The organism is Corynebacterium sp. 335C, from assembly GCF_053525695.1.
Window position 1 is genome coordinate 1,139,231 of sequence record NZ_JASTTB010000001.1, and the last position, 22,713, is coordinate 1,161,943.

Sequence of the window (22,713 nt, forward strand, 5' to 3'; positions counted from 1 at the left end):
CGGCGGCCTCAGACGGCGGGGGCGAGCGGCTCCTCGACGGGCATGCCCGGGTCGGTGCCGCAGCCGTAGCCGGAGGGCTCGCCGCCGGCGGCGATGAGGTGCGCGGCGAGGGCCGCGATCATGGTGCCGTTGTCGGTGCACAGCCGCGGGGCGGGGACGTGGAGGGCGATGCCGGCGGCGGCGCAGCGCTCGGCGGCGAGCTCGCGGAGCCGGGAGTTCGCGGCGACGCCGCCGCCGAGCAGCAGCGTGCGCGCCCCGACGTCGGTGGCGGCGCGGACGGCCTTGAACGTCAGCACGTCGCAGACGGCCTCCTGGAACGACGCGCACACGTCGGGCAGGTCGACGACGCGCCCCTCGCGCTCGGCGGCCTCGACGTAGCGGGCCACCGCGGTCTTCAGCCCGGAGAAGGAGAAGTCGTGGCGGGCGTCCTTCGGCCGCATCATGCCCCGCGGGAACGCGATGGCGTCCGGGTTCCCGCCCTTCGCGATGCGGTCGATGACCGGCCCGCCCGGGTAGCCCAGGCCCAGCAGGCGGGCGACCTTGTCGTAGGCCTCGCCCGCGGCGTCGTCCAGCGTCGCGCCGAGCTCCTCCATCGGCTCGCCGACGCCGCGGACGCGCAGCAGCTGCGTGTGCCCGCCGGAGACCAGCAGCGCCACCGCGTCGGAGAGGTCGGGTGCGTCGTCGCCACCGCCCGCGGCGGCGCCCTCCCCCAGCGTGCCGACGGCGACGTGACCGCCCAGGTGGTTGACGCCGTAGAACGGCAGGCCCCACGCCGCGGCGTACGCCTTCGCGGCGGCCGCGCCGACCAGCAGGGCGCCGGCCAGGCCCGGGCCGACGGTGGCGGCGACGCAGTCCGGGACGTCGACCCCGGCGTCGTCCAGCGCCTTCCGCACGACGGGGCGCAGCGCCTCCAGGTGGGCGCGGGAGGCGATCTCGGGGACGACGCCGCCGAAGCGGGCGTGCTCCTCCATGGAGGAGGCGACGGCCTCGCCGAGGATCTCCACCTCCGGGCGGGCCGACGAGCCGCGGTCGCCCGCCGGCAGCGACGGATCCCAGGTGACGCGGCCGACCGCCGCGCCCGTCTCGTCGCAGGAGCTCTCCAGCGCGAGCAGGACGCGGGTGCGGGCGTTTCCGGCGGTCGGGGCGGCGGAGTCGGCGTGTCCGGTCATGCCCCGGAGTCTACGGCGGCGCACGATGCGCGCCCGCCGCGGGCCCGGTTCCCGCCCCGGCCCGCGCCCCGCCCGCCGGCACCGGCCCCGGACGGGGTGAGGGGCCCGCACGGCCGTGGACACCCGGGTGAGGCGGGGCTAAATTCGGAACCATGAAACCCATTCAGAGCACGTCGCCGGACGACGGCCCCGGCGGCGCCGGAACGGGGCCCGCGGGCGGCGCCCCGGACGGCGGGCAGGCACCCTCCCGCGCCGTCGCCGTCGCGCCGGACGACGGGAACGCCGGCGCCGACGCGGACGGCGGCCGGGCCACGCCCGACGGCGCGCCCGCCGCGCCCGGCACGCAGCAGACGACGGACTGGGCGGCGCTCGGTGAGCTGCTCTCCCCGGTCAAGGGGAAGATGATCGCCGCGGGCATCCTGGCGTTCATCGGCGCGGGCGTCCGCCTGGTCCCCGCGATCGCCGTCGCCGAGATCGCGATCCACCACGACGAGTTGACGGGCGGCTTCGTCGCCGGCTGGCTCATCGCCGCGGCGGTGTGCCTCCTCGCCGGCCAGATGCTCTACATGGGCGCCACCGGCTGGTGCCACTCCGTGGAGGCCGACTACCGCCGCGACCTGCGCCTGCGGGTGTCGCGGCACCTGTCGAGCATCCCGTTGGGCTGGTTCTCCGACCGCAACTCCGGCACGGTGAAGAAGATCGTGCGGGAGGACGTGGCGTCCATCCACACCATCGTCGCCCACCTGCCCGCCGACGGCGCCTCCGCGGCGGCGATGCCGCTGGTCGGCTTCGGTATCCTGTTCTGGTACGACTGGCGCTTCGCGCTGGGCCTCATCGTCTGGACCATCCTCATCTTCATGATCACCGCGGCGCTGAACCCGAGCGGGATGAAGGAGGCGACGGAGAAGTACCTGTCCGCCCAGGCGTCGATGTCGCAGGCGCTGGTGGAGCTGGTCGACGGCATCACGGCGGTGAAGAACTTCGGCGGCTCCGGCCGCGTCTTCGCCCGCTACGAGCGGGCCCTCGAGCACTTCATCACCTGGACCGGCAACTGGATGACCTCCCAGGGCAAGTCCCAGTCGGTGTCGCTGTCGCTGCTGAACCCGGCGGGCATGCTCGTGCCGACGGTCCTGCTCGGCTGGGCCGTCATCGGCTGGGGCGACGCGGACCCGGCGCTGATGGTGCCGTTCGTCACCGTCGCGCTCGGCCTGCCGATGGGCCTCATCGGCTTCATCCCGCTCATGCGCTTCGTCACCGCCGGCTCCGAGGCGGCCCGCCGCCTGTCGCTGCTGCTGGCGGTCGAGCCGCTGCCGGTTCCGGCGGTGCCGACGCCCATCCCCGACGGGCCGCTGGACGTGGAGTTCGACCACGTCACCTTCGGCTACTCCCCCGGGCACCCGGTCATCCGGGACCTGACGGCGACGTTCGCCGCCGGCACCGTCACCGCGCTGGTCGGCCCGTCGGGCTCCGGCAAGACGACGGTGACCCGCCTGGCCGCCCGCTTCCACGACGTCGACGGCGGCGCGGTGCGCCTCGGCGGGGTCGACGTCCGCGACGCCGACGACGCCGACGTGCTCGCGCACCTGGCCATCGTGGAGCAGGACATCGCGCTCATCCACGGCAGCGCCGCGGAGAACATCGCCCTCGGCCGGCCCGGCGCGACGCGGGAGGAGATCGAGGCGGCCGCCCGCGCGGCCCGCATCCACGACCGCATCATGCGCCTGCCGGGCGGCTACGACGCCGTCATCGGCGACGAGGGCGCCCACCTGTCGGGCGGCGAGAAGCAGCGCGTCGCCCTGGCCCGCGCGTTCCTGCGCGACGCCCCGGTGCTGCTGCTCGACGAGGCGACCGCGTGGGCGGACCCGCACTCCGAGCGCGAGATCCAGGAGGCCCTGGCGGACCTGGCCGCCGGCCGCACCGTCATCGTCGTTGCCCACCGGCTGGCGACGGTCGTCGGCGCCGACCGCATCCTCGTCCTCGACGACGGCCGCGTCGCCGAGGACGGCACGCACGACGAGCTCGCCGCCGCCGGCGGCCTGTACTCCACGCTCTGGGAGGCCCAGCGATGAGGGGATTCATCCGTTCCTACGAGGCGATGCTCGGCCGCCGCTCCGGACTGCGCGGGCTCATCGCCGTCTTCTCCGCGTCCGCGGTGCTGCAGGGCCTCACCATCCTGCTGCTCGTGCCCGTGCTGCGCGGGCTGCTGGACGGCGGCGGCTTCCCCGTCGGCTGGTTCGCCGCGATGGCGGCCTGCGGCGTCGCGTCGCTGCTGCTGTTCGGCTACGGCAGCCAGCGGGCCTACCTGGTCTGCATGAACGACCTGTTCGACGCGACGTCGCGCGTCGGCCGGACCGTCGTCAGGCTCCCCCTGGGCTGGTTCCACGCCGGCTCCTCCGCGCAGGTCAACCGCGCGGCGCTGGCGGACTGCGACGACCTGTCGCACATCGCCCCGATCGTGCTGCCCAACGTCGTCACCGCGATCGCGGGCCCCGCCACCGTGGTGGTCGGCATGCTCCTGCTGGAGTGGCGCATGGCGGTGCCGCTCATCGTGGTGCTGCCGGTGCTGTGGCTCATCGGCCGGTGGGGCGACCGCGTCTCCGCCGAGGTGGCGCACGGGGAGAAGGAGTCGGACCAGCAGGTCTCGGCCTCCGTGCTGGAGTTCGCGTCGCTGCAGCCGGTGCTGCGCGCCGCCGGCGGCGACCGCGGCCTCGGCCGCGTCGAGGGCGCCGTCCGGGAGAACCACCGCGCCACCCGCACCGCCCTGGACCGCAACGGCGCCCCGATGGGCGCGTTCATCCTGGCGACGCAGATCTCCGCCATCGTGGCGCTCGCCGTCGGCGGGCACCTGGCGCTCGGCGGCCGGATGGGCGTGCCGCTCTACCTCGCCATGGCCGCGTTCTGCATCCGCTTCACCGAGCCGGTGGCGATGCTGCGGGCGTTCATGAACGAGTTCGGCGCCGGCCGCGACTCCATCGACCGCATCTCCGCCGTCGTGCGGGCCGAGCAGCTGCCCGAGCCCGCCGAGGGCGAGGAGAAGGCGCCGGAGGACCACGGCATCGTGCTGCGTGACGTCGTCTTCGGCTACGGCGACGGCCCCGCCGTGCTCGACGGGGTGTCGGCGGAGTTCCCGTCCGGCACCGTCACCGCGCTCGTCGGCCCGTCGGGCTGCGGCAAGTCGACGATCCTGCGCATCATCGGCCGCTTCCACGACGTGCGCTCCGGCGCCGTCGAGGTCGGCGGCCACGACGTCCGCGAGATCGGCACCGGCCGGCTGATGGACGACACGGCGATGGTGTTCCAGGACGTCTACCTCTTCGAGGGCACCATCGCGGACAACGTCCGCCTCGGCCGCCCGGACGCCACCGACGCGGAGCTCGCGGAGGCCGCCCGCCGGGCGCGCCTCGACGAGGTCGTCGAGCGCCTGCCGCACGGCTGGGACTCGCAGGTCGGCGAGCGCGGCGGGCGGCTGTCGGGCGGCGAGCGGCAGCGCGTCGCCATCGCCCGCGCCTTCCTCAAGGACGCCCCGATCCTGCTGCTCGACGAGATCACGTCGTCGCTCGACGGCGCCAACGAGGCCGCCGTGACCGCCGCCATCCGCGACCTCGCGGCCGGCCGCACGACCATCCTCATCGCGCACCGCCTGTCGACGGTGACCGGCGCCGACAACATCATCGTCATGGACGCCGACGGCTCCATCGCCGACCAGGGCACCCACGGGGAGCTCGCCGGCCGCTCCGGCATCTACTCCCGGTTCCTGGAGGACCAGGCCGCCGGGCGCGACTGGACGCTGACGGAGCGATGACGCGGGCGGGACGGCGGACCCCGGCGGCGGACCCCGGCGCCCGCCGCCGGGCGGCCCCGCCGCCGCTCCCCCGCTCCCCCGCGGCGCCCCGGCTCCCCGCCCGCGTCCGTCAAAACCGACTCAGCGCACCCGTTCCAACGGCGCATAGGTGACGCTGAGCTTCGTTGCCACCTTCACGACTGCGCACATAAAGTAATCAGCGTGCCTCACCACACCATCGCGACGACGCGTTCCGACGCGTCCCGGCCCCGGCGCGTGGGCAAGCGCCCGGGCCCGAAGCCCACGTTCAGCCTCGGCGACGCCGTGCGCGCCGCGCTGTCCCTCGGCATCGACCGGTTCACCATGGGCGGCGTCGCCCGCGAGCTGGGCGTCGCCCCGTCGGCCCTCTACCGCGTCGTGCCCGATCGCGATGCGCTCATCCGCGAGGCGCTGGCGTCCATCCTGTCGCGCCGCACCCCGCCGCCGGCGGACCTGCCGTGGCAGGACCAGCTGCGCGCCCTGGCCGACGGCGCGTGGGAACTGCTGGACGAGTACCCGGGCCTGGCCGCCGTCACCGTGGTGACGCCGCATGCGGAGGACGCCGCGGGCAGGCTGCTGTCCGGTGCCCTGGAGGCCCTCGTCTCCGCCGGGCTGCCCGCCGCCGACGCGGTGTTCGCCCTGGACTTCGTGCTGGACACCGTCACGGTGAGCCACCTCGGCTACCGCTCCCGGAAGGCGAAGGAGGACGACGCGGCCGACGCCGACGTCTCCGCCCAGCCCCCGACGGACGCCGCCGACCTGGGCGACCGCGCCGAGTCCCTCGCGTCCGGCGCCGCCCCGTCGGAGGTCTTCGTCCCGGAGGCCGTCGACGGCGCCCGCGGCTGGCTCTCCCGCAAGATCGAGCTCATCATCGGCGGCATCGAGGCGGGCCTCGCGTCGTAGCCGCGCGGGAGGCGTCGTCACGCATCGCGTGCAATCCGCGCATCGCGTGACGACGGCCGCCTCCCCGGCCCCGCGCCCCCGCACGCGCCCCGCTACCCGGCCTGGCCGGGAGCGGGGCGCGTCATCGTCCAGGCGTCGGCGCCGTCGGCGTAGTAGCGCCGGCGCACCCCCATGCGGACGAAGCCGAGGGACTCGTACAGCGCGATGGCCGGGGCGTTGTCGGTGCGGACCTCGAGGAACACCGGGCCCGGGTCCTCGTCGGCGGCGGCGAGCAGCGCCTCCGTCAGCCGGCGGCCGAGCCCCCGTCCGCGCAGCTCGGGGGCGACGGCGACGGTGAGGATCTCGTACTCCGCGTCGCCCGCCGGGCCCGCCTTGCCGAGCCCCGCGTACGCGACGACGCGCTCCCGGTCCGTGCCCGGCTCCTCGACCTCGCCGACGTAGAACCGGTGCGGCGACGACAGCTCCGCGCGGAACGACTCCTCGCTCCACGGCCCGTCGCCGTCGAAGGTGACGGCCTCCAGCTCCGCGCACGACGCCGCCGCGCCCGGCCACAGCCGCCCGAAGGTCACGGCAGCGCCCCCGGCACGTCCGCCGGATCCGGCAGCGCGGCGGAGCGGGGCCGCGGCGTCGGCGGCACCGCGTCCGGGCGGCGCATGTACCGCGCCACCAGCGGCTCCGGGTCGGCGGCGAGGTCCGCGCGGGCCGCCAGCAGCGCCGGGTCCGGGTAGCGGGCCTCCACGGGCGGGCCGCCGAGGGTCTCCGCGACGCGGTGCCCCAGAACGGCGTCGCCGACGACGAGGGACGGCGCGGCGATGCCGGCGGCCGCCAGCTCGCCGGCGACGGCGTCGGGCGCCAGCACCGCCGGGCCCCACACTCGGGCGCCGTCGCGGTAGGCGGCGGCGTAGACCTCGCGGCGGCGGGCGTCGGTGACGGCGAGGACCGTGCGGTCGTCGGCGTCATCGGCGGCGGCATCGGCGGGCGCCCCCGGTACCAGCCCGTCGAGCGAGCAGACGCCGTGGACGGGCGCGCCGAGGGCGTCGCCGAACGCCGCGGCCGTCGCCATGCCGACGCGCAGGCCGGTGAACGGGCCGGGCCCGTCGCCGACGACGACGGCGCCCAGGTCGGCGCGCTCCACGCCCGCGTCGGCGAGGCACTCGAGGATGAGGGGCACGAGCACCTCGTTGTGGGCCCGCGCGTCGACGTGGCCGCGGAAGGCCAGCGTCCGGGGCGCGCCCCCGTCGGGCACGTCCACGATTCCGGCGGTGACCTGCGGTGTCGAGGTGTCGACGGCGAGAACCAGCATGGCCGCCATCCTACGCGGCGGGCCCCGGCGCACCCGCGGCCGGGCCCGGCGCGGGGCCGCGCCGCGGACGCGCACGGCGGACCGGCGCCGCGTCACCGCCGCCGCGTCACGGCCCCGTCACTCGTCCGACCACCGCCACGTCACGGTGCGCGACTCGTCGTCGGCCGTCCGGTCGATGGACACCAGCAGGTGCCGGTCGGCGAGCTGCTCGGCGACGCCGCCGCCCCACTCCGCCACGACGACGCAGTCGCCGAGGTCCGTGTCCAGGTCCAGGGAGTCGAGGTTGGCCAGCAGGTCGCCGCCCATGTCCAGCAGCCGGTACAGGTCCGCGTGAACCAGGCGGGCGCCGCCGGCGGCCAGCGGCCGGTGCTCGCGGGCGATCGTGAACGTCGGCGACGTCACCCGGCCGCGGACGCCGAGGCCGCGGGCGATGCCCTGCGTCAGCGTCGTCTTCCCCGCCCCCAGCGGGCCGTCGAGGATGACCAGGTCGCCGGCGCGCAGCGAGGCGCCGAGCTCCTCGCCGAAGTCCCGCATGTCGTCGGCGTCGGGCAGGACCCGGGTTCCGGAGGTGGGGAAGGAGGCGTTCACGCCGCAGATCCTAGCGGCCGGCCGCCGGATGCGTCGGCCGGATCGCCCGCGGGAAAAGGCCGTTCACCGGCGGCGGAGCGCCCCGAACCCCACCCCCGCGATACCGACCCCCCCGTAACCCGGGCACCGCACATCAATGACTCGTCACGCATGTATGGGAACTGGCCTTTCACACGTTCGAAAAACTGCGCACGTTCCCACTCGTGCAGATACGCCATGTCGGCCATTTACATAAGCCTTGCCTAACCATAGATTTCGACGGCACTCGGCCCCGTCCCCGCACGGGGCCACCCCCTCCCCGACGGTCCCGTCCGCCCGCGTCCGCCGCGGCGGACGACGTAACGCCGGCGGGGTCTCCGACATCGACGGCCAACCCCGCGCCCGCCCCCGGCGGACGCCGTGCAGAAAGGAACTCCCGGCATGACGGATCCCACGGGTCCGGCGATCGGGGAACCCAAGCGATTCCCGCAGATCGCGGTACTCAAACTCGCGGGCATCGGCCCCGCCCGGTTCACCGGCACGATCGCGATCGGCCTGCTGCTGTCCGCGAACTACATCGCGACGGCGATGATCAACTCGACGATCTTCTCCGAGCTCCTCGGCGAACGCGATCGCGAAACGCTCACCACGCTCATCGTCGTCCTGGCGATCGTCCTCTTCGTGCGTCCCCTGCTGATGATGCTGAAGGAATGGGCGGTTTCGCAGCTCGGCGAGCGGATGAAGCTGACCCTCCGCGACAGGATCGTGACCGCGATCGCCCGCCGCGGCCCGATGCGCGTCTCCCGCCGCAACTCCGGCAGCACCCAGACGCTGATGACGGACGGGGTCGAGCAGACCCAGACCTACTACGGCGCCTACATCCCGCAGATCACGATCACCGTGTTCACGGGCCTCTTCGTGGCGATCTGGCTCGCCCAGTACTCGGTGGCCATCGCCGTCGTGCAGTTCATCGCGGCGATCATCGTCTTCGCGGTGCCCCGCGTCTGGGACAAGGCGTTGGCGGAGAAGGGTCAGACGCACTGGATCGCGTACGCGGATCTCAACTCCGAGTTCGTCGACTCGATGATGGGCATGACGACGCTGAAGGCGTTCAACGCCGCGGAGAGCCGCGGCCGGACCCTGGCCCGGCGGTCGACCCATCTCCTCGAATCGACGCTGAACCAGCTGCGCCTCTCCCTCGGCGAAACCGGCGTGTCCGCGGCGATCATGGTCCTCGGGCCGGCCATCGGCCTGTCGCTCGGCATCTGGGAGGTCTCGCGGGGGAACCTGGCCGCCCACGACCTGTTCATGATCACGCTCCTGTCCGCCGAGGTGTTCCGCCCCCTGCGGGACCTGGCGAACCTGTGGCACTCCGGGTTCATGGGGCTGTCGGCCTCGCGCGAGATCGAGGCGTTCCTCAACGGACCCGACGACGTCCGCCCCGGCGACGCCGACGGCCGGCCGGCCACCGGCGTCCAGGCGGATCCCGGCTCCGCGGTGAGCTTCCGCGGCCTCGGCTACCGCTACCTGGGAGCCGACGCCCCGTCGCTCGACGCCGCGGACGGCGACGTCCCCGCCGGCATGAGCACCGCCATCGTGGGCGGCTCGGGCTCCGGCAAGTCCACGCTCCTGGGTCTCATGCTCGGCATGGACCGGCCGACGGAGGGCACGATTTCGTTCCTCGGCCGGGATCCCGCTGCTCCCGGTTCCATCGACGATGTCGCGATGGTCCCGCAGGACCCGATGATCTTCGCCGGCACCATCGCGTCGAACCTCCGCGACGGGCGAGCCGACGCCGGCGAGGAGGACATGCTCCACGCCCTGAAGCTCGCGCATCTCGACGACATCGGGGGCCTGCGCGGGCGCGACCTCCTCGCCATGCCCGTCAGCGAACGCGGCGGAAACCTGTCGGGCGGGCAGCGCCAGCGCCTCGCCATCGCCCGCGCGCTGGTGTCCGCGCCGTCCATCCTCATCCTCGACGAATCGACCTCCGCCCTGGACTCCTCGACGGAGCGGGCGACCCTGAACGCGATTCGCGAGGAGGCGCCCGGCATCACGCTCATCCTCGTCACCCACCGCATGGACACCGCCTCGATGTGCGGGCACGTGCTCGTCCTCGAGAGGGGGACCGTCACCGAATCCGGCTCCCCCGAGGCGCTCCTGGCACGGGGCGGGGCGTTCTCCCGGCTCATCGACGAGTCGAACGAATCCATCCTCCCGGTCCCCGCCCCGGGGCCCGGCGACGACGAAGGAGGCGAGATCCGATGAGCGATTCCACCGTCGACGGGCGCCCGGACTCCCCCGCTCCCGCGGACGCGCCCCGGCGCGTGCCGATGCGCACGGCCATCGCAGACGTGCTGGGCCTCATGTCGGGGCTCCGCGGCTTCCGGAAGCTGTTCACCTACTCGCTGTTCGCGATGCTCGGCGCCCAGATCCTCCTGGTCCTGCTGACCGCGGTCAGCGTCCACGTCTCGTCCCTCATCATCTCCGGGCGCGCCGCGCCCGCGGACACCACCTGGTTCCTGGCGATCATCATCGGCATGGCCTGCATGCAGGGCTTCATGTTCCTGCTCGAATGCTGGTGGTCCCATGAGCTCGCCTACCGCGTCCTCGCCTCGCTGCGCGTCGACATCTTCAACGCCCTGCGGCGGATCGCGCCCCGCGGGCTCCAGTCCCGGCGCACCGCCGACGTCGCCTCCCGGTCCATGAGCGACGTCGAGCAGCTCGAGTGGTTCTACGCGCACACGGCGGCCACCGCCGTCAACGCGCTGATCTGCTCGATCGTGCTCATCGCCGCCAACTGGTGGTTCATCGGGCCGCTGGCGCTGATCCTCGTCCCCGGCCTCATCCTCATGGTCCTCTTCCCGATTTCGCTCGTCTCGTGGCAGCGCCGGCAGGGCGACCAGATGCGGCGGACCCTGTCGGATCTCAAGATCCTCTCCCTCGACGGCCTCCACGGCCTCCGGGAGCTGCACGTCATGGGACTGCACGAGCGCCATCGCGCGGACATCCGCGCCGGCGGCAAGGCCGTCCAGGACGCGCTGCGGAACTCGAATCTGCGGAAGACCCTCGAGGTCGGCTTCGCGGACTGGATCATGGCGGCCGTCCACATCATCGTCCTGGTCGTCCTCACGGCCCAGGTCCGCTCCGGGACGTTCGACGTGTCCGACCTCCCCGTCTCCGTGGTCCTCGCGGCGACGTCGGCGATTCCGGTCGTCGGACTCGTGAAGATGCTGAGCCGGGCCGGAGAAATCGGCTCCTGCGCCTCCCGCGTCCAGGAGCTGCTCAACGCCCCGGAGACGGTCCCGTCGGAGCCCCTCCCCGGCGCGCCCGACGAGGAGCGCGACGGATCGCTGCGCGCGGAGAAGGTCTCGTTCGCCTACGAACCGGACCACCCCGACGTGCTCACGGACGTCGACGTCACGGTGCCCGCCGGCAGGACCGTCGCCATCTTCGGGCCGTCGGGGGTCGGGAAGTCCACGTTCGCCTTCCTCGCCCTCCGCTTCCTCGACCCGACGTCGGGCATCATGCGCTTCGACGGGCGGGACATGCGAACGGTCGCCCCCGACGCCCACCGCGAGCACGTCACGCTGCTCCCCCAGTCCTCGTACATCTTCTCCGGCACCATCCGCGGCAACCTCACCGTCGCCGCGGAGGAGGCCACGGACGACGAGCCGTGGCACGCGCTGCGGCTCTCCGGGCTGGAGAAGCTCGTGCAGGACCTCGGCGGCCTCGACGCGGTCGTCGGCGACCGCGGCACGACGCTGTCCGGCGGGGAGCGGCAGCGGCTCGGCCTCGCCCGGGTCTTCCTCCGCGACTACGAGACGCTCATCCTGGACGAGCCGCTCGCCAACGTCGACCCGAAGCTCGAGCACGCGATCATCTCCGCGCTGCACGAGCACCGGGAGGGGAAGTCGACCGTCATCATCGCCCACCGGCTGGCCTCCATCTCCGACGCGGATCTCATCTGCGTGCTGGAGGAGGGCCGGGTCGCCGACGTCGGCACCCACGCCGAGCTCGCCGGCCGCTGCCCGCAGTACCGGACCGCGCTGGCCACCCAGAGGGGCGGGGCATGACACCGACTCCCTCCGCAGTGATCCGGGGCACCGCCCGGTGGACGGTCCTCCTCGCGCTGGTCGTGATCGTCGGCGTGGCCGGGATCGGGTTCGGGGCCGTCCCCATCGCCCCGGGCGAGACCTTCGCCTCGGTCATGAGCCAGCTGGGCTTCTCCGGATTCCAGCCGGACCCGAAGACGATGCAGATCGTCATGGAGCTCCGGCTTCCGCGGGTCGTCCTGGCGCTGGCCGCGGGCGCGGGTCTCGCGGTGTGCGGCCTCGCCACGCAGGCGATCCTGCGCAACCCCCTCGGCGACCCGTACCTGCTCGGCCTGTCCTCGGGCGCATCGGCCGGCGCGGCCGCGGTGCTCGTGAGCGGCGTCGGCGCGGGGCTCCTGGGTTCGCTGGGCGTCACGGGCGGCGCCTTCGTCGGCGCGGTGGCCTCGATGGTCGTGGTCGTCGCGCTGGCGGGCACCAAGGGCGGCGTCGACCCGGCGAGGATCATCTTCGCCGGCATGGCGGCGAACTACTTCTTCTCCGCCATCACCAGCATCGGCATCCTCACGGCCCAGAACATGGCCGCGACGAAGTCCGTCACGTTCTGGATGCTGGGCAGCCTCAACGAGACGTCGTGGCAGTCGATCTTCACGGTCGTCGTGACGGTCGTGCTCGGCACCGTCCTCCTGTGGTCCCTCGGCCGCCACATCGACGCGCTCCAGCTGGGCGACGACCCCGCACGCTCGCTGGGCACCGATCCGATGCGGTACCGCGTCATCGTCCTCGGGGTCGTCGCCCTGCAGGTCGCCGTCATCGTGTCCTTCACCGGCGCGATCGGATTCCTCGGCCTGGTCGTGCCCCATCTGGCGAAGAAGCTGACCGGCGGAATCTTCCGCGCGGCGCTGCCGACGACGGCGCTGACCGGCGGCATCACCCTGATGGCCGCGGACCTCCTGGCCCGCGTCATCATCGCCCCCCTCCGAAATCGCCGTCGGCGTGGTCACCGCGCTGCTCGGCACCCCCATCCTCATGTTCATCCTCAAGCGCCAGAATTCGGCGGAAAGGCAGCCACGTCATGTCCATCGCCAACCGCACCCGCACCCGCGTCATCGCGGCGTGCGCGCTCATCGGCCTCGCCGCGCCCGTCCTCGTCTCCTGCTCCGACGATTCGTCCAACTCCGGCGCCGACACCTCGGGGCTCGGGGTCACCGTCAACGACGACGGCTCGATCACGTACCAGAACTGCGGCAGCGAATACACGATCGACAAGCACCCCGAGAAGGTGATGTCGCTCGGCATCGGCGCCATCAACACGCTCGTCACCGCCGGCGCGAAGGACAAGGTGATCAACCGCTCCTACGAGTACGGCGAGCCGCCGAGCGATCTCATCAAGGGCCAGGTCGAGGACATCCCGATCCTCACGGAGGGCGCCCCGTCGATGGAGCAGATCGTCGCCGACAGCCCCGACCTCGTCTACGGCGGCTCGTTCGCCTCCGGCGTCCTCCCCCCGCAGGACGTCATCGCGCAGGGCTTCAACATCATGATCCCGGACTACGAGTGCTTCAACTGGTACCCGGACGCGCCCGCCTCGGATCCGACGATGGACAACATCATCCGGGAGATCCGCAGGGTCGGCGCCCTCCTCGGCACCGAGGAGGCGGCGGAGAAGCAGGCGGTCGAGCTCGAGAAGATCGTGCAGGAGTCGAAGGACCTCACCAAGGACGTGCCGAAGCAGCGCGTGGCCGTCGTGTACTTCTTCGACGAGTCGAACGACTTCTACAGCTACGGCAAGACCGGCGTCGTCCAGCAGATGCTCAACGAGCTGGGTCACGAGAACGCCACGGATCCGAACTACTTCTACCACGACGGCCCCTCTCGCCGGAGTCCTTCCTGCAGTCGGATCCGGACATCGTCGTCATCGCGACCGGCTCCGGCGGAACGACGATGGAGAACTCGCTCGAGCGGCTCAAGAAGATCCCGGGCGTCTCCGACATGCGGGCCTTCAAGGACGGGCACATCGTCGAGGCGCGCAACGCCGGCTTCTACCCCTCCTCCGAGTCGATCCCGACCCTCAAGGTCATCGCGGAGGCGATCAACGAGTACGGCGGTAAGTAGGCGATGGCGGTTCGTTCCCCCTTCAGGCACCGGGTCTCCCGCCTCCTGTCCCGTGATGCCGGGCATGCCGACGACGATGCGGCGGAGTTCAACGCGGTCGAGGATCTCACCCTGCGCTTCGGGGAGCGGACCATCCTCGACGGCATCTCCTTCACCGCTCCCCACGGCAAGCGCATCGTGCTGACCGGCCCGGACGGGTGCGGGAAGACGTCGCTGCTGCGCTGCAACAGCGGGGCGCTCACCCCGGACACCGGGCGCATCAGGGTCAACGGCCGGCCCCTCGCCGACTACAGCGTCCCGCAGCTGTCGCGGGAGCTGGCGGTGGTCTCGCAGTTCGAGAACACCATCGACCAGGTGAAGGTCATCGATCAGGTCCTCCTCGGCTGCGGCGTGCGTCGCTCCCACTTCTCGCCGTTCAGCGCCGAGGACCACCGGTTCGCGGAGGAGTGCCTCGCGCTGGTCGGCATGGCGGAGTCGAAGGACCGCATGGCGAGCACCCTGTCCGGCGGCGAGCGCCAGCGGGTCCTCATCGCCCGGGCGCTCGCCCAGAAGGCCCGGGGGATGCTGCTCGACGAGCCCACGAACCACCTGGACATGCGGTACCAGCACGGCGTCCTCGGGCGGGTCACGAAGACGGTCAGCTCCCAGCTGATCGTGCTCCACGACCTGAACATGGTCGCGCGCTACAGCGCCCTGGTCATCGTCCTGGACGGGGGCAGGATGGTCGCGTTCGGGCACCCCGACGACGTGCTCACCCCGGAGCTGATCTTCGAGGTCTACGGGATGGACGCCATCCCCGTGACGGTCAACGGCATCCGGCAGTTCGTGTTCGACACGAAGGACGGGGCCAAGCCCCACGACATCGCGGTCGACATCGAGTGCGACGGCGGGTGCGAGGAGGAGTGCACGACCACGGTCACCAAGGAGGGGTGACGGCGGGACCGCCCCCGCCTCCCCTCCCGGAGGCCGCCGGCGCCCCGGGCCGCGGAACCGCCGCGGCCCGGGGCGTCGTCACGCGAACCCCGCGGAACCCCGCGCGGAGCCGCACCCGCCCTCGCGACCGCTACGCGGCGTGCCACGCCTCGCGCACGAGCGTCTCGAGGGCGTCGCCGACGACCTCCGGCTGCTCCAGCTGCACCATGTGGCCGGCGCCGCGGGCGCGGACGAGGCGGGCGCCGGGCCAGTGCTCGATGATGTCGACGGCCCGCTCGAACGGGATCATCAGGTCCCTGTCGCCGGCAACGACGACGCCGGGGATGCCGGCGAGCTTCTCCAGGCCCGCGGTCTCGTCGTGGATCTGGAGGGTGCCGAAGAAGTTGAGGATGGTCGTCGAGTCGGTGTCGTCGATCATCCGCTCGTTGAGCAGGACCAGTTGGCGGGCGACCTTCTGGTCGCCGAAGGAGCCGCCGCGGACGACGGGCAGCGCCCACCGGCCGGTGATGACGCGGACCTGGTTGACCAGCTGCGGCAGCATCGCCGCGCCGCGTACGACGGTGCTGCCGACGGGGTTGAGGACCATCTGCGGGATGCCGCCCTTCTCCAGGCCGGAGGCGGCGGTCGCGACCAGCGCGACGGCGCGGACGCGCTCCATGAGCTCCGGCGCCACGCGGGCGAGCGCCATGGTGGTCATGCCGCCCATCGAATGCCCGACGAGCACGACGTCGCCGTACGGCACCCGCTCCCGCAGCACCGCGGCGAGGTCGCGGGCGGTCCACTCGATGGTGCAGTGCTCCCGCTCCGGCTCCTCGGAGGAGCCGTGGCCGCGCTGGTCCCAGAACAGCAGGCGGACGTCGTCGCCGAACGCCTCCCGCAGCCGCCGGGCCTGGAGGCACCAGCCGTCCATGCGCTGGCAGTAGCCGTGGGTGAACACGACGGTCAGCGGGGCGGTGGAGAAGCCGGTCTCGCGGACGTGGAGCCCGACGCCGTCGTCGGCGCGGACGGTGCCGGTGAAGTTCGGGGGCGGCAGCTCGAGCCACTCCTCCGGGATCGACTCGGCGTGGCGTGCGATGAACGCCTCCCGCAGGCCCAGCGCCCCGGCGCCCGCGGCGGTCGCGAGTGCCCCGGCGCCGGCGACGAGCCCCCACCCGGGGATGCGCGTGGCCATGGCCGCTCCTTCCCGTCCCGCGCCGGTGCCGCGGGACCCGTTCCCGCCAGCGTAACGGGTGCGCGGCGGCCGCGGGAGGGGGTTGCGCGCCGCGTCCGCCGCCCGGCCGCGCGTGGTCCGGGCGGTGCTTTGCGACGTGCCCCGCTACGCCTCCGCCCGCAGCGTGCGGCCCCGGACGCCGGTGACGATCTCGTAGGAGATGGTGCCCATCGCCTCTGCGAGGTCGGTGGCGGTGGATTCGCCGCCCGAGCCGTCGCCGAAGACGCGGACCTCGTCGCCCGGGCGGACGGCGTCGTCGACCTCGATGACGAACTGGTCCATGCACACGCGGCCGACCTGCGGGTAGCGGCGGCCGTTGACGGCGACGGAGAAGCGGCCCGACAGGGCGCGGGGCAGGCCGTCGGCGTAGCCCCACGGCACCACGGCGACGCGGGTGTCGCGCTCGGCGGTCCAGGTGCGGCCGTAGCTGACGGCCTCGCCGGCGGGCACGTCCTTCACCAGCTGGACGCGGGAGACCAGCGTCATCGCCGGGCGCAGGCCGTCGACGGCCCCGGGGAACGGCTCCAGGCCGTAGATGGCGATGCCGGGGCGGACCATGTCGAACGCCAGGTCCGGGCGGGAGACGGCCGCGGCGGAGTTGGCGAGGTGGTTGACCGGCAGCTCCAGGCCCCGGCCGCGCAGCAGGTCGATGGCGGCGCGGAAGCGGTCCGCCTGCATGTCGATGCTGGGGTCCCCCGGCTCGTCGGCGCAGGCGAGGTGGCTCATCGCGCCCGTGATCTCGACGGCGCCGGAGCGGTGCGCCTCCGCCAGCGCGTCCGCCGCCGCCTCCAGGTCGCCGTTGGCGACGGAGAAGCCGCCGCGGTTCATGCCCGTGTCCACCTTGACGGTCACGCGGGGCCGGCGGCCGACGCGGCGGCCGGCGGCGGCGATGGCCTCCAGGTGGGCCGCCGACTGCACGGCGAGGTCGATGTCGCGGCCGACGGCGCGCTCCACCACCGCCGCCTGGTGCCCGGGCTCCCAGATCCAGGCGAGGATCGGCGCGTCGACGCCGGCGTCGCGCAGCTCCAGCGCCTCGGCGGGCGTGACGACGCCGAGCTGGTCCGCCCCGCCCGCCAGCGCCGCCTTCGCGGCGGTGACGCCGCCGTGGCCGTAGCCGTCGGCCTTCACCACGGCCATGACGCGCGGGGCGCCGGAGACCTCCCGGACGCGGGCGGCGTTGGCGGCGATGGCGGAGGCGTCGATGCGGGCGACGCTCAGCCGGGTCGTCGGGTCGGTGCTGCGGCGGGAGCTGTGGGCGAATCGCATGCCGTCATTGTGCCACCGGGGCCGAGGCGCCCAGCCCCGGCCCGACGACCAGGTCGTACCGCTCCCCGCCCGGCCCGTCGACGATCCGGCCGCAGCACCGCAGCACCTCCCCCAGGGCGTCGGCGTCCGGCTCCCCCAGCGGCAGGACGTCGACGTGCGCGCCGAGGGAGGCGAGGTAGCTCGCCGCCCACAGCACCGCCGCGCCGTCGTCGCCGTGGCCGGCGCGCACCAGGACGCGGCGGGCGTAGGAGACGCCGAGGCGGTGCTGGGCGGCGCGGAAGACGACGTGGGCGCGCCGCAGAGTCGCCTTGTCCGGCTGCGGCCGGCGTCTGCGGGCGGGGGCAGGCACGGCGGCGGCCCGCTACGCCCCGGCGGGCAGGGCGGCGCCGCCGTTCGCGCCGCCCGCCTGCCCGGCCTGCCCCGCCTCGCCCGCGCGCAGGCCGCCGGCGGCCGCGGCCGTCGCCTCCCGCACCGCGTCGGCGATGAGGGACGCCGACGCCGGGGCGTGGCCGGCCGGGGTGCGGGCGGCGATCTCCGCGGCGCGGGCGTGGATGACGGCGGCGACGACGACCGGGTCCGTGCCGCGCGGCGTCACCGAGGAGGCGTCGCCGGCGGCCTCCGCCCGCGCCAGCCACGCGGCGATGACGCCGGTGAGCACGTCGCCGGATCCCGGCGTCGCCGCCCAGGAGGTCTCCGCGTCGACGGCGGTGACGGTCACCGGGGCGTCGGCGGCGATGCCCGCGCCCCCGGAACCGTCGCCCGCGCCGTCCCCGGTGCCCGCCGCCGGCGCCGCCACCAGCGTCACCCGGCCCTTGAGCAGCACGGTCGCGCGCAGCGTCCGGGCCATCGCGACGACCGCCGCGACCGGGTCCCCCGCCGCGTCCGGCACCGCCCCGCCGAGGGAGCCCGCCAGGCGCGCGAACTCCCCGCGGTGCGGCGTGAGCACCGTGCGGGCGCCGCGGGCCCCGCGGGCGGCGACGGCGTCGCGCAGGTCCTCGCGCTCCGACAGCAGGGTCAGGGCGTCGGCGTCGAGCACCAGCGGCTCCGCCCGCCCGGCGAGCTCCGCGACCTCCGCGGCCTCCGCGTCGCCGGTGCCGCGGCCGGGGCCGCACGCCCACGCCTGGACGCGGCCGGCGGAGGCGGCGTCGTCATGCGCGACGACCTCCGGCAGCGCCCGCACCACCTCCGCGCGGCACGACCCGGCGTAGCGCACCATCGCGGACGTCGCGCGGACCGCGCCCGTCGCCGCGAGCACCGCCGCGCCCGGGTAGTCCGCCCCGCCGGCGCAGATGCCGGCGACGCCGCCGGTGTACTTGTCGTCCCGGGCGCCCGGCTCCAGCGACGGCAGGTCGATGACGGAGTGCAGCGCGCGGACGTAGCCGACGCGCACGTCCCGGTCGAGGCGGCGCAGCTGCTCCGACAGCGGCGCCGGGCCGTGGCCGGGCAGCCCGATGTCCACCAGCGTCACCCGCCCGCACTCCGGGGCGAGGACGTGGGCGCGCCGCAGGCCGCCGAAGGTGACGGTCCGGTCGGCCTCCACGTGCGGCCCGTCCGCGGCACCCGAGTCGGCGGCGACGCCCGACGGCACGTCGACCGCCAGCACTGGAACACCCGCCGCCGCCAGCTGGGCGACCAGCCCCGCGGCCTCCGGGCGCAGCCCGCCGGCGCCGCCGATGCCGGTGATGCCGTCGATGGCCAGGTCGTGGACGTCGCCGCCCAGCCCCCGCGCCGCGTCGACGACCACGCCGCCGGCGTCCTCGAACGACGCCAGCGCCGCCGCGTGCGCCGTGGAGCCGAGCAGCACCGCCTCGGCCCGGTGGCCGTCGGCCAGCAGCGACGCCGCCGCGTACAGCGCGTCGCCGCCGTTGCCGCCGGAGCCCGCGAGGACGAGCACGCGCCCGGCGCGCCCCTCCCCCGGCCGGTCGGCCAGCATCTCGCGGGCGACGCCGGCGACCGCGGCGGCGGCCTGCAGCATCAGCTCGTCGTCGTGCGTCTGGGCCTCGAGCAGCGGGCGCTCGCCCGCGCGGATCTCCTCTGCGGCGTACACGGGGTGCATGGCCCCAGGCTACGTACCGCGGCCACCGCGTGCGCCGGGGTCACCCGCGCGGTGCTTTGCGACGTTCCCCGCCGCGGCTCAGCGCCGCCGAGCCGCGGCCGCGCCCCAGGCGGCCAGCGCCAGGGCGCAGGCGACGCCCGCGGCGCCGGCGGCGAGCACCGCCGCCGAGCCGTCGCCCAGCCAGGACGTCCCCGGCAGCGCGCCCTGGGCGACCTGGCCGCCCAGCGCGGCGCCGGCGGCGATGCCGAAGTTGAACGCCCCCGAGTTCAGGCCCGACGCCGGCTCCGACAGGTCCCCCGCCGAACCCAGCACCCACGCCTGCGACACCACGGAGATGGCGCCCGCGAACAGGCCCCACGCCACCATCGCGGCCACCGCCGACCCCGGCGAGTCCACCAGCAGGCGGAACGCCAGCAGCGCCGCCAGGATGCCCGCAGGCAGCACGACCACCGCCGCGGCGACGCTGCGCCGCAGCAGCGGCCCCGCCAGGAAATTGCCGACCAGGCCCGCGACGCCGAACGCCAGCAGCACCCCGGCGATGCCGGACTCCGCCACCCCGCCCCGGTCCTGCAGCAGCGGCGACGCGTACGTGTACGCCACGAAGTGCGCCGTCACCAGCAGGAACGTGAACACCACGCCGAAGCGCACCCCGCGGATCGACCACGCCCGGCCGATGTCCGCGAACGACACCGCCCGCGCCACCGGCGTCCGCGGCAGGAGCAGCAGCACCGCCAGGCCGATGAAGCCGGAGGCGACGCCGACGCCGGAGAACGCCTGCCGCCAGCCGAACGACTCGCCCAGCCACGTCGCCAGCGGCACGCCCAGCACCACCGCCGCCGCCGACCCCGAGAACGCCACCGTCAGCGCCCGCGGCCGCTCACCCGGCGCCGCCAACCGCGTCACCGTCGCCCCCAGCAGCGACCAGAACACGCCCAGCGCCAGGCCCACCAGGATGCGGGAGGCCAGGTAGAACCACGGCGTCGCCGCCGCCGACGTCATCACGCCGGACGCCAGGACCGCCAGCAGCGCCCCCGCCAGCACGATGCGCCTGTCGACGCGCCCCACCAGCTTCGGCGCCACCACCGCCGTGCACGCCGCCAGCACGCCCGGCACCGACACGCCCAGGCCCACCAGGGCATGCGACGCACCCAGATCGCGGGCCACCAGCGTCAGCACGCCGATCGGCAGCTGCTCCATCGTCGTCATGATGAAGATGCCCAGCCCCAGCGCCACGACCGCCGCCCACGGCGTCCGCGCCGGCGCGCCGCCGCGGGTCCCGTCGTCACGCACCGTCTCCGCCTCCGTCACCTCGGCTCCCTTCCGTCACCACGCGCGCACCGGCGCATCATCCCCCGCGCGCCACGCGCGCGCATCTCCCCCGGACGCGCCGCGGCCACCGCCGCCCCGGGAGGGCTGCGGTGGCCGCGGCGGCCGCCGGTCCTACTCGACCGTCACGGACTTCGCCAGGTTGCGCGGCTTGTCGATGTCCTCGTTGCCGCACTGGCGGGCGATCTCCGCCGACAGGAACTGCATCGGGATGGTCGACAGCAGCGGCTGCAGCAGCGTCGACGTGCCCGGCAGCTCGATGAGGTAGTTCGCGTACGGCTTGACCGCCTCGTCGCCCTCCTCCGCGATGACGATGGTCTTCGCGCCGCGGGCCCGGATCTCCTGGATGTTGGAGACGATCTTCGAGTGCAGCACCGCACGGCCCTTCGGCGACGGCACCACCACGACCACCGGCAGATCATCCTCGATGAGCGCGATCGGGCCGTGCTTCAGCTCGCCGGCCGGGAAGCCCTCCGCGTGGATGTACGCCAGCTCCTTCAGCTTCAGCGCGCCCTCCAGCGCCACCGGGTAGCCCACGTGGCGGCCGAGGAACAGCATCGTCGGGATCGCGCCCAGCTCGCGGGCGATGTCCAGGAACTCGTCGCCCTTGGCCAGCACCTCCTCGATCTTGGCGGGGATGGCCTCCAGCTCCTCGTACTCGCGGGTCACCTCGTCCGGGTACTTCGTGCCGCGCGCCTGCGCCAGCGCCAGGCCGACGATGTAGTTCGCCGCGATCTGCGCCAGGAACGACTTCGTCGCCGCCACGCCGATCTCCGGGCCGGCGTGCGTGTACAGCACCGCGTCCGACTCGCGCGGGATCTGCGCGCCGTTGGTGTTGCACACCGCCAGCACGCGGGCGCCCTGCGACTTCGCGTGGCGCACGGCCTCCAGCGTGTCCGCCGTCTCGCCGGACTGCGAGATCGCCACGACGAGGGTCTGGCGGTCCAGCACCGGGTCGCGGTAGCGGAACTCCGACGCCACCTCGATCTCCACCGGGATGCGCACCCAGTGCTCGATGGCGTACTTCGCCAGCAGGCCCGAGTGGTACGCCGTGCCGCAGGCGACGACGAACACCTTCTCGATGTCCCGCAGGTCCTGATCCGTCATCCGCTGCTCGTCCAGCACGATGCGGCCGTCCACCAGGTGGCCGGCCAGGGTGTCGCGCACCGCGGCGGGCTGCTCGTGGATCTCCTTCACCATGAAGGAGTCGTAGCCGCCCTTCTCCGCCGCCTCGAGGTCCCAGTCGATGGTGAACGGGCGGCCGTCCTGCTCCGCGCCGTCGAAGCCCATGATCGTATACGAGTCCGCCGTGATCTCCACCGCGGTGTCCGGGCCGAGCTCCACGGCCTCCTTCGTGTGCGCGATGAACGCCGCCACGTCGGAGCCCAGGTACATGCCCTCCTCGCCGACGCCGACGATGAGCGGCGTCGAGCGGCGCGCCGCGATGATGCGGTCCGCGTGATCCGCGTGCGTGAACAGCACGGTGAACGCGCCCTCCAGGCGGTTCAGCACGTGCAGCGCGGCGGCGCGGAAGTCGCCCTCCACGCCCGCGCCGTCCTCGCCGGCGTAGGCGCGGGCGAACAGGTGGGCGGCGACCTCGGAGTCCGTCTCCGACTTCAGCTCGACGCCCGCGTCCTCGAGCTCCGCGCGCAGCGGCGCGAAGTTCTCGATGATGCCGTTGTGCACGATCGCGACCTTGCCGTCGTAGGAGACGTGCGGGTGCGCGTTCGCGTCGTTCGGGCGGCCGTGCGTCGCCCAGCGGGTGTGGCCGATGGCCGTGGTGCCGGTGAACGAGTCGCGGCCGACCGCGTCGAGCTCCGCCTCCAGGTTGGCGAGCTTGCCCTCCTTCTTGGAGACGTGCACGCCGCCCTCGCCGTCGAGGACGGCGACGCCCGCCGAGTCATAGCCGCGGTACTCCATGCGTCGCAGCGCCTCGACCGCCACGTCGAGGCCGGGCTGGGTTCCCACGTATCCAACGATTCCGCACATGCCC

The 22,713-nt window shown here is 74.1% G+C and carries 18 protein-coding genes and 1 pseudogene; 9 read left to right on the top strand and 10 right to left on the bottom strand.

Translation table 11 applies throughout. The features are described from left to right. Nucleotides 1-8 precede the first annotated feature (8 nt). A complete protein-coding gene (tsaD, locus tag QQS41_RS04830) occupies nucleotides 9-1,169 on the bottom strand; it encodes a tRNA (adenosine(37)-N6)-threonylcarbamoyltransferase complex transferase subunit TsaD (RefSeq protein ID WP_448851524.1) in 1,161 nt (386 codons plus the stop codon). 152 nt (nucleotides 1,170-1,321) lie between these two features. Between tsaD and QQS41_RS04835 the strand changes: the two genes are divergently transcribed. The 3 genes from QQS41_RS04835 to QQS41_RS04845 all read left to right on the top strand — a co-directional run bounded on the left by QQS41_RS04835 (nucleotide 1,322) and on the right by QQS41_RS04845 (nucleotide 5,892). After that, complete coding sequence (locus QQS41_RS04835) at nucleotides 1,322-3,238, top strand: ABC transporter ATP-binding protein (protein WP_448851525.1); 1,917 nt, start codon at nucleotides 1,322-1,324, stop codon at nucleotides 3,236-3,238. Further along, nucleotides 3,235-4,971, top strand: a complete 1,737-nt coding sequence (locus QQS41_RS04840) for an ABC transporter ATP-binding protein (protein WP_448851526.1) — start codon at nucleotides 3,235-3,237, stop codon at nucleotides 4,969-4,971. Before QQS41_RS04835 ends, QQS41_RS04840 begins: the two co-directional genes overlap by 4 nt. Nucleotides 4,972-5,172: 201 nt before the next feature. Then, nucleotides 5,173-5,892 (top strand): TetR/AcrR family transcriptional regulator, encoded by a 720-nt coding sequence (locus QQS41_RS04845; protein ID WP_448851527.1) that lies wholly within the window; start codon nucleotides 5,173-5,175, stop codon nucleotides 5,890-5,892. A 92-nt stretch (nucleotides 5,893-5,984) separates the two neighbouring features. On the opposite strand, the gene rimI is transcribed toward QQS41_RS04845, so the two are convergent. From rimI to tsaE, 3 genes are all read right to left on the bottom strand, one after another. Further along, nucleotides 5,985-6,461: a ribosomal protein S18-alanine N-acetyltransferase gene (gene rimI / locus QQS41_RS04850; protein ID WP_448851528.1), complete on the bottom strand. Its 477-nt coding sequence runs from the start codon at nucleotides 6,459-6,461 to the stop codon at nucleotides 5,985-5,987. Next, entirely contained in the window at nucleotides 6,458-7,195 is a 738-nt protein-coding gene (gene tsaB, locus QQS41_RS04855) for a tRNA (adenosine(37)-N6)-threonylcarbamoyltransferase complex dimerization subunit type 1 TsaB (RefSeq protein ID WP_448851529.1), read from the bottom strand. The genes rimI and tsaB overlap by 4 nt, the downstream gene beginning before the upstream one ends. Before the next feature lie 117 nt (nucleotides 7,196-7,312). After that, nucleotides 7,313-7,783 (bottom strand): tRNA (adenosine(37)-N6)-threonylcarbamoyltransferase complex ATPase subunit type 1 TsaE, encoded by a 471-nt coding sequence (gene tsaE, locus QQS41_RS04860; RefSeq protein WP_448851530.1) that lies wholly within the window; start codon nucleotides 7,781-7,783, stop codon nucleotides 7,313-7,315. A gap of 420 nt (nucleotides 7,784-8,203) precedes the next feature. Between tsaE and QQS41_RS04865 the strand changes: the two genes are divergently transcribed. From QQS41_RS04865 to QQS41_RS04890, 6 genes and pseudogenes are all read left to right on the top strand, one after another. Then, the gene (locus tag QQS41_RS04865) at nucleotides 8,204-10,030 is read left to right on the top strand and encodes an ABC transporter ATP-binding protein/permease (protein ID WP_448851531.1); all 1,827 of its coding nucleotides are present in this window, start codon (nucleotides 8,204-8,206) and stop codon (nucleotides 10,028-10,030) included. After that, the gene (locus tag QQS41_RS04870; protein ID WP_448851532.1) at nucleotides 10,027-11,838 is read left to right on the top strand and encodes an ABC transporter ATP-binding protein; all 1,812 of its coding nucleotides are present in this window, start codon (nucleotides 10,027-10,029) and stop codon (nucleotides 11,836-11,838) included. Before QQS41_RS04865 ends, QQS41_RS04870 begins: the two co-directional genes overlap by 4 nt. Beyond that, on the top strand, nucleotides 11,835-13,100 hold the full coding sequence (locus QQS41_RS04875) for a FecCD family ABC transporter permease (RefSeq protein WP_448851533.1): 1,266 nt from the start codon (nucleotides 11,835-11,837) through the stop codon (nucleotides 13,098-13,100). The genes QQS41_RS04870 and QQS41_RS04875 overlap by 4 nt, the downstream gene beginning before the upstream one ends. Next, a pseudogene (locus tag QQS41_RS04880) lies at nucleotides 13,100-13,600 on the top strand (ABC transporter substrate-binding protein); the annotation flags it as partial. The gene QQS41_RS04875 and the pseudogene QQS41_RS04880, both read left to right, overlap by 1 nt. Nucleotides 13,601-13,758: 158 nt before the next feature. Beyond that, nucleotides 13,759-13,929, top strand: a complete 171-nt coding sequence (locus QQS41_RS04885; protein ID WP_448852008.1) for a hypothetical protein — start codon at nucleotides 13,759-13,761, stop codon at nucleotides 13,927-13,929. A gap of 3 nt (nucleotides 13,930-13,932) precedes the next feature. Then, entirely contained in the window at nucleotides 13,933-14,862 is a 930-nt protein-coding gene (locus QQS41_RS04890) for an ABC transporter ATP-binding protein (protein ID WP_448851534.1), read from the top strand. Between the two features lie 130 nt (nucleotides 14,863-14,992). Here QQS41_RS04890 and QQS41_RS04895 read toward each other — a convergent pair whose 3' ends face one another. From QQS41_RS04895 to glmS, 6 genes are all read right to left on the bottom strand, one after another. Continuing rightward, on the bottom strand, nucleotides 14,993-16,033 hold the full coding sequence (locus QQS41_RS04895; RefSeq protein WP_448851535.1) for an alpha/beta fold hydrolase: 1,041 nt from the start codon (nucleotides 16,031-16,033) through the stop codon (nucleotides 14,993-14,995). A gap of 144 nt (nucleotides 16,034-16,177) precedes the next feature. Further along, entirely contained in the window at nucleotides 16,178-17,338 is a 1,161-nt protein-coding gene (alr, locus tag QQS41_RS04900; RefSeq protein WP_448851536.1) for an alanine racemase, read from the bottom strand. Between the two features lie 4 nt (nucleotides 17,339-17,342). Beyond that, nucleotides 17,343-17,687, bottom strand: a complete 345-nt coding sequence (locus QQS41_RS04905) for an NAD(P)H-hydrate epimerase (protein WP_448851537.1) — start codon at nucleotides 17,685-17,687, stop codon at nucleotides 17,343-17,345. A 12-nt stretch (nucleotides 17,688-17,699) separates the two neighbouring features. Then, complete coding sequence (locus tag QQS41_RS04910) at nucleotides 17,700-19,394, bottom strand: bifunctional ADP-dependent NAD(P)H-hydrate dehydratase/NAD(P)H-hydrate epimerase (RefSeq protein WP_448851538.1); 1,695 nt, start codon at nucleotides 19,392-19,394, stop codon at nucleotides 17,700-17,702. 78 nt (nucleotides 19,395-19,472) lie between these two features. Beyond that, on the bottom strand, nucleotides 19,473-20,702 hold the full coding sequence (locus tag QQS41_RS04915; RefSeq protein ID WP_448851539.1) for an MFS transporter: 1,230 nt from the start codon (nucleotides 20,700-20,702) through the stop codon (nucleotides 19,473-19,475). A gap of 132 nt (nucleotides 20,703-20,834) precedes the next feature. After that, entirely contained in the window at nucleotides 20,835-22,709 is a 1,875-nt protein-coding gene (glmS, locus tag QQS41_RS04920; RefSeq protein ID WP_448851540.1) for a glutamine--fructose-6-phosphate transaminase (isomerizing), read from the bottom strand. Nucleotides 22,710-22,713 lie beyond the last annotated feature (4 nt).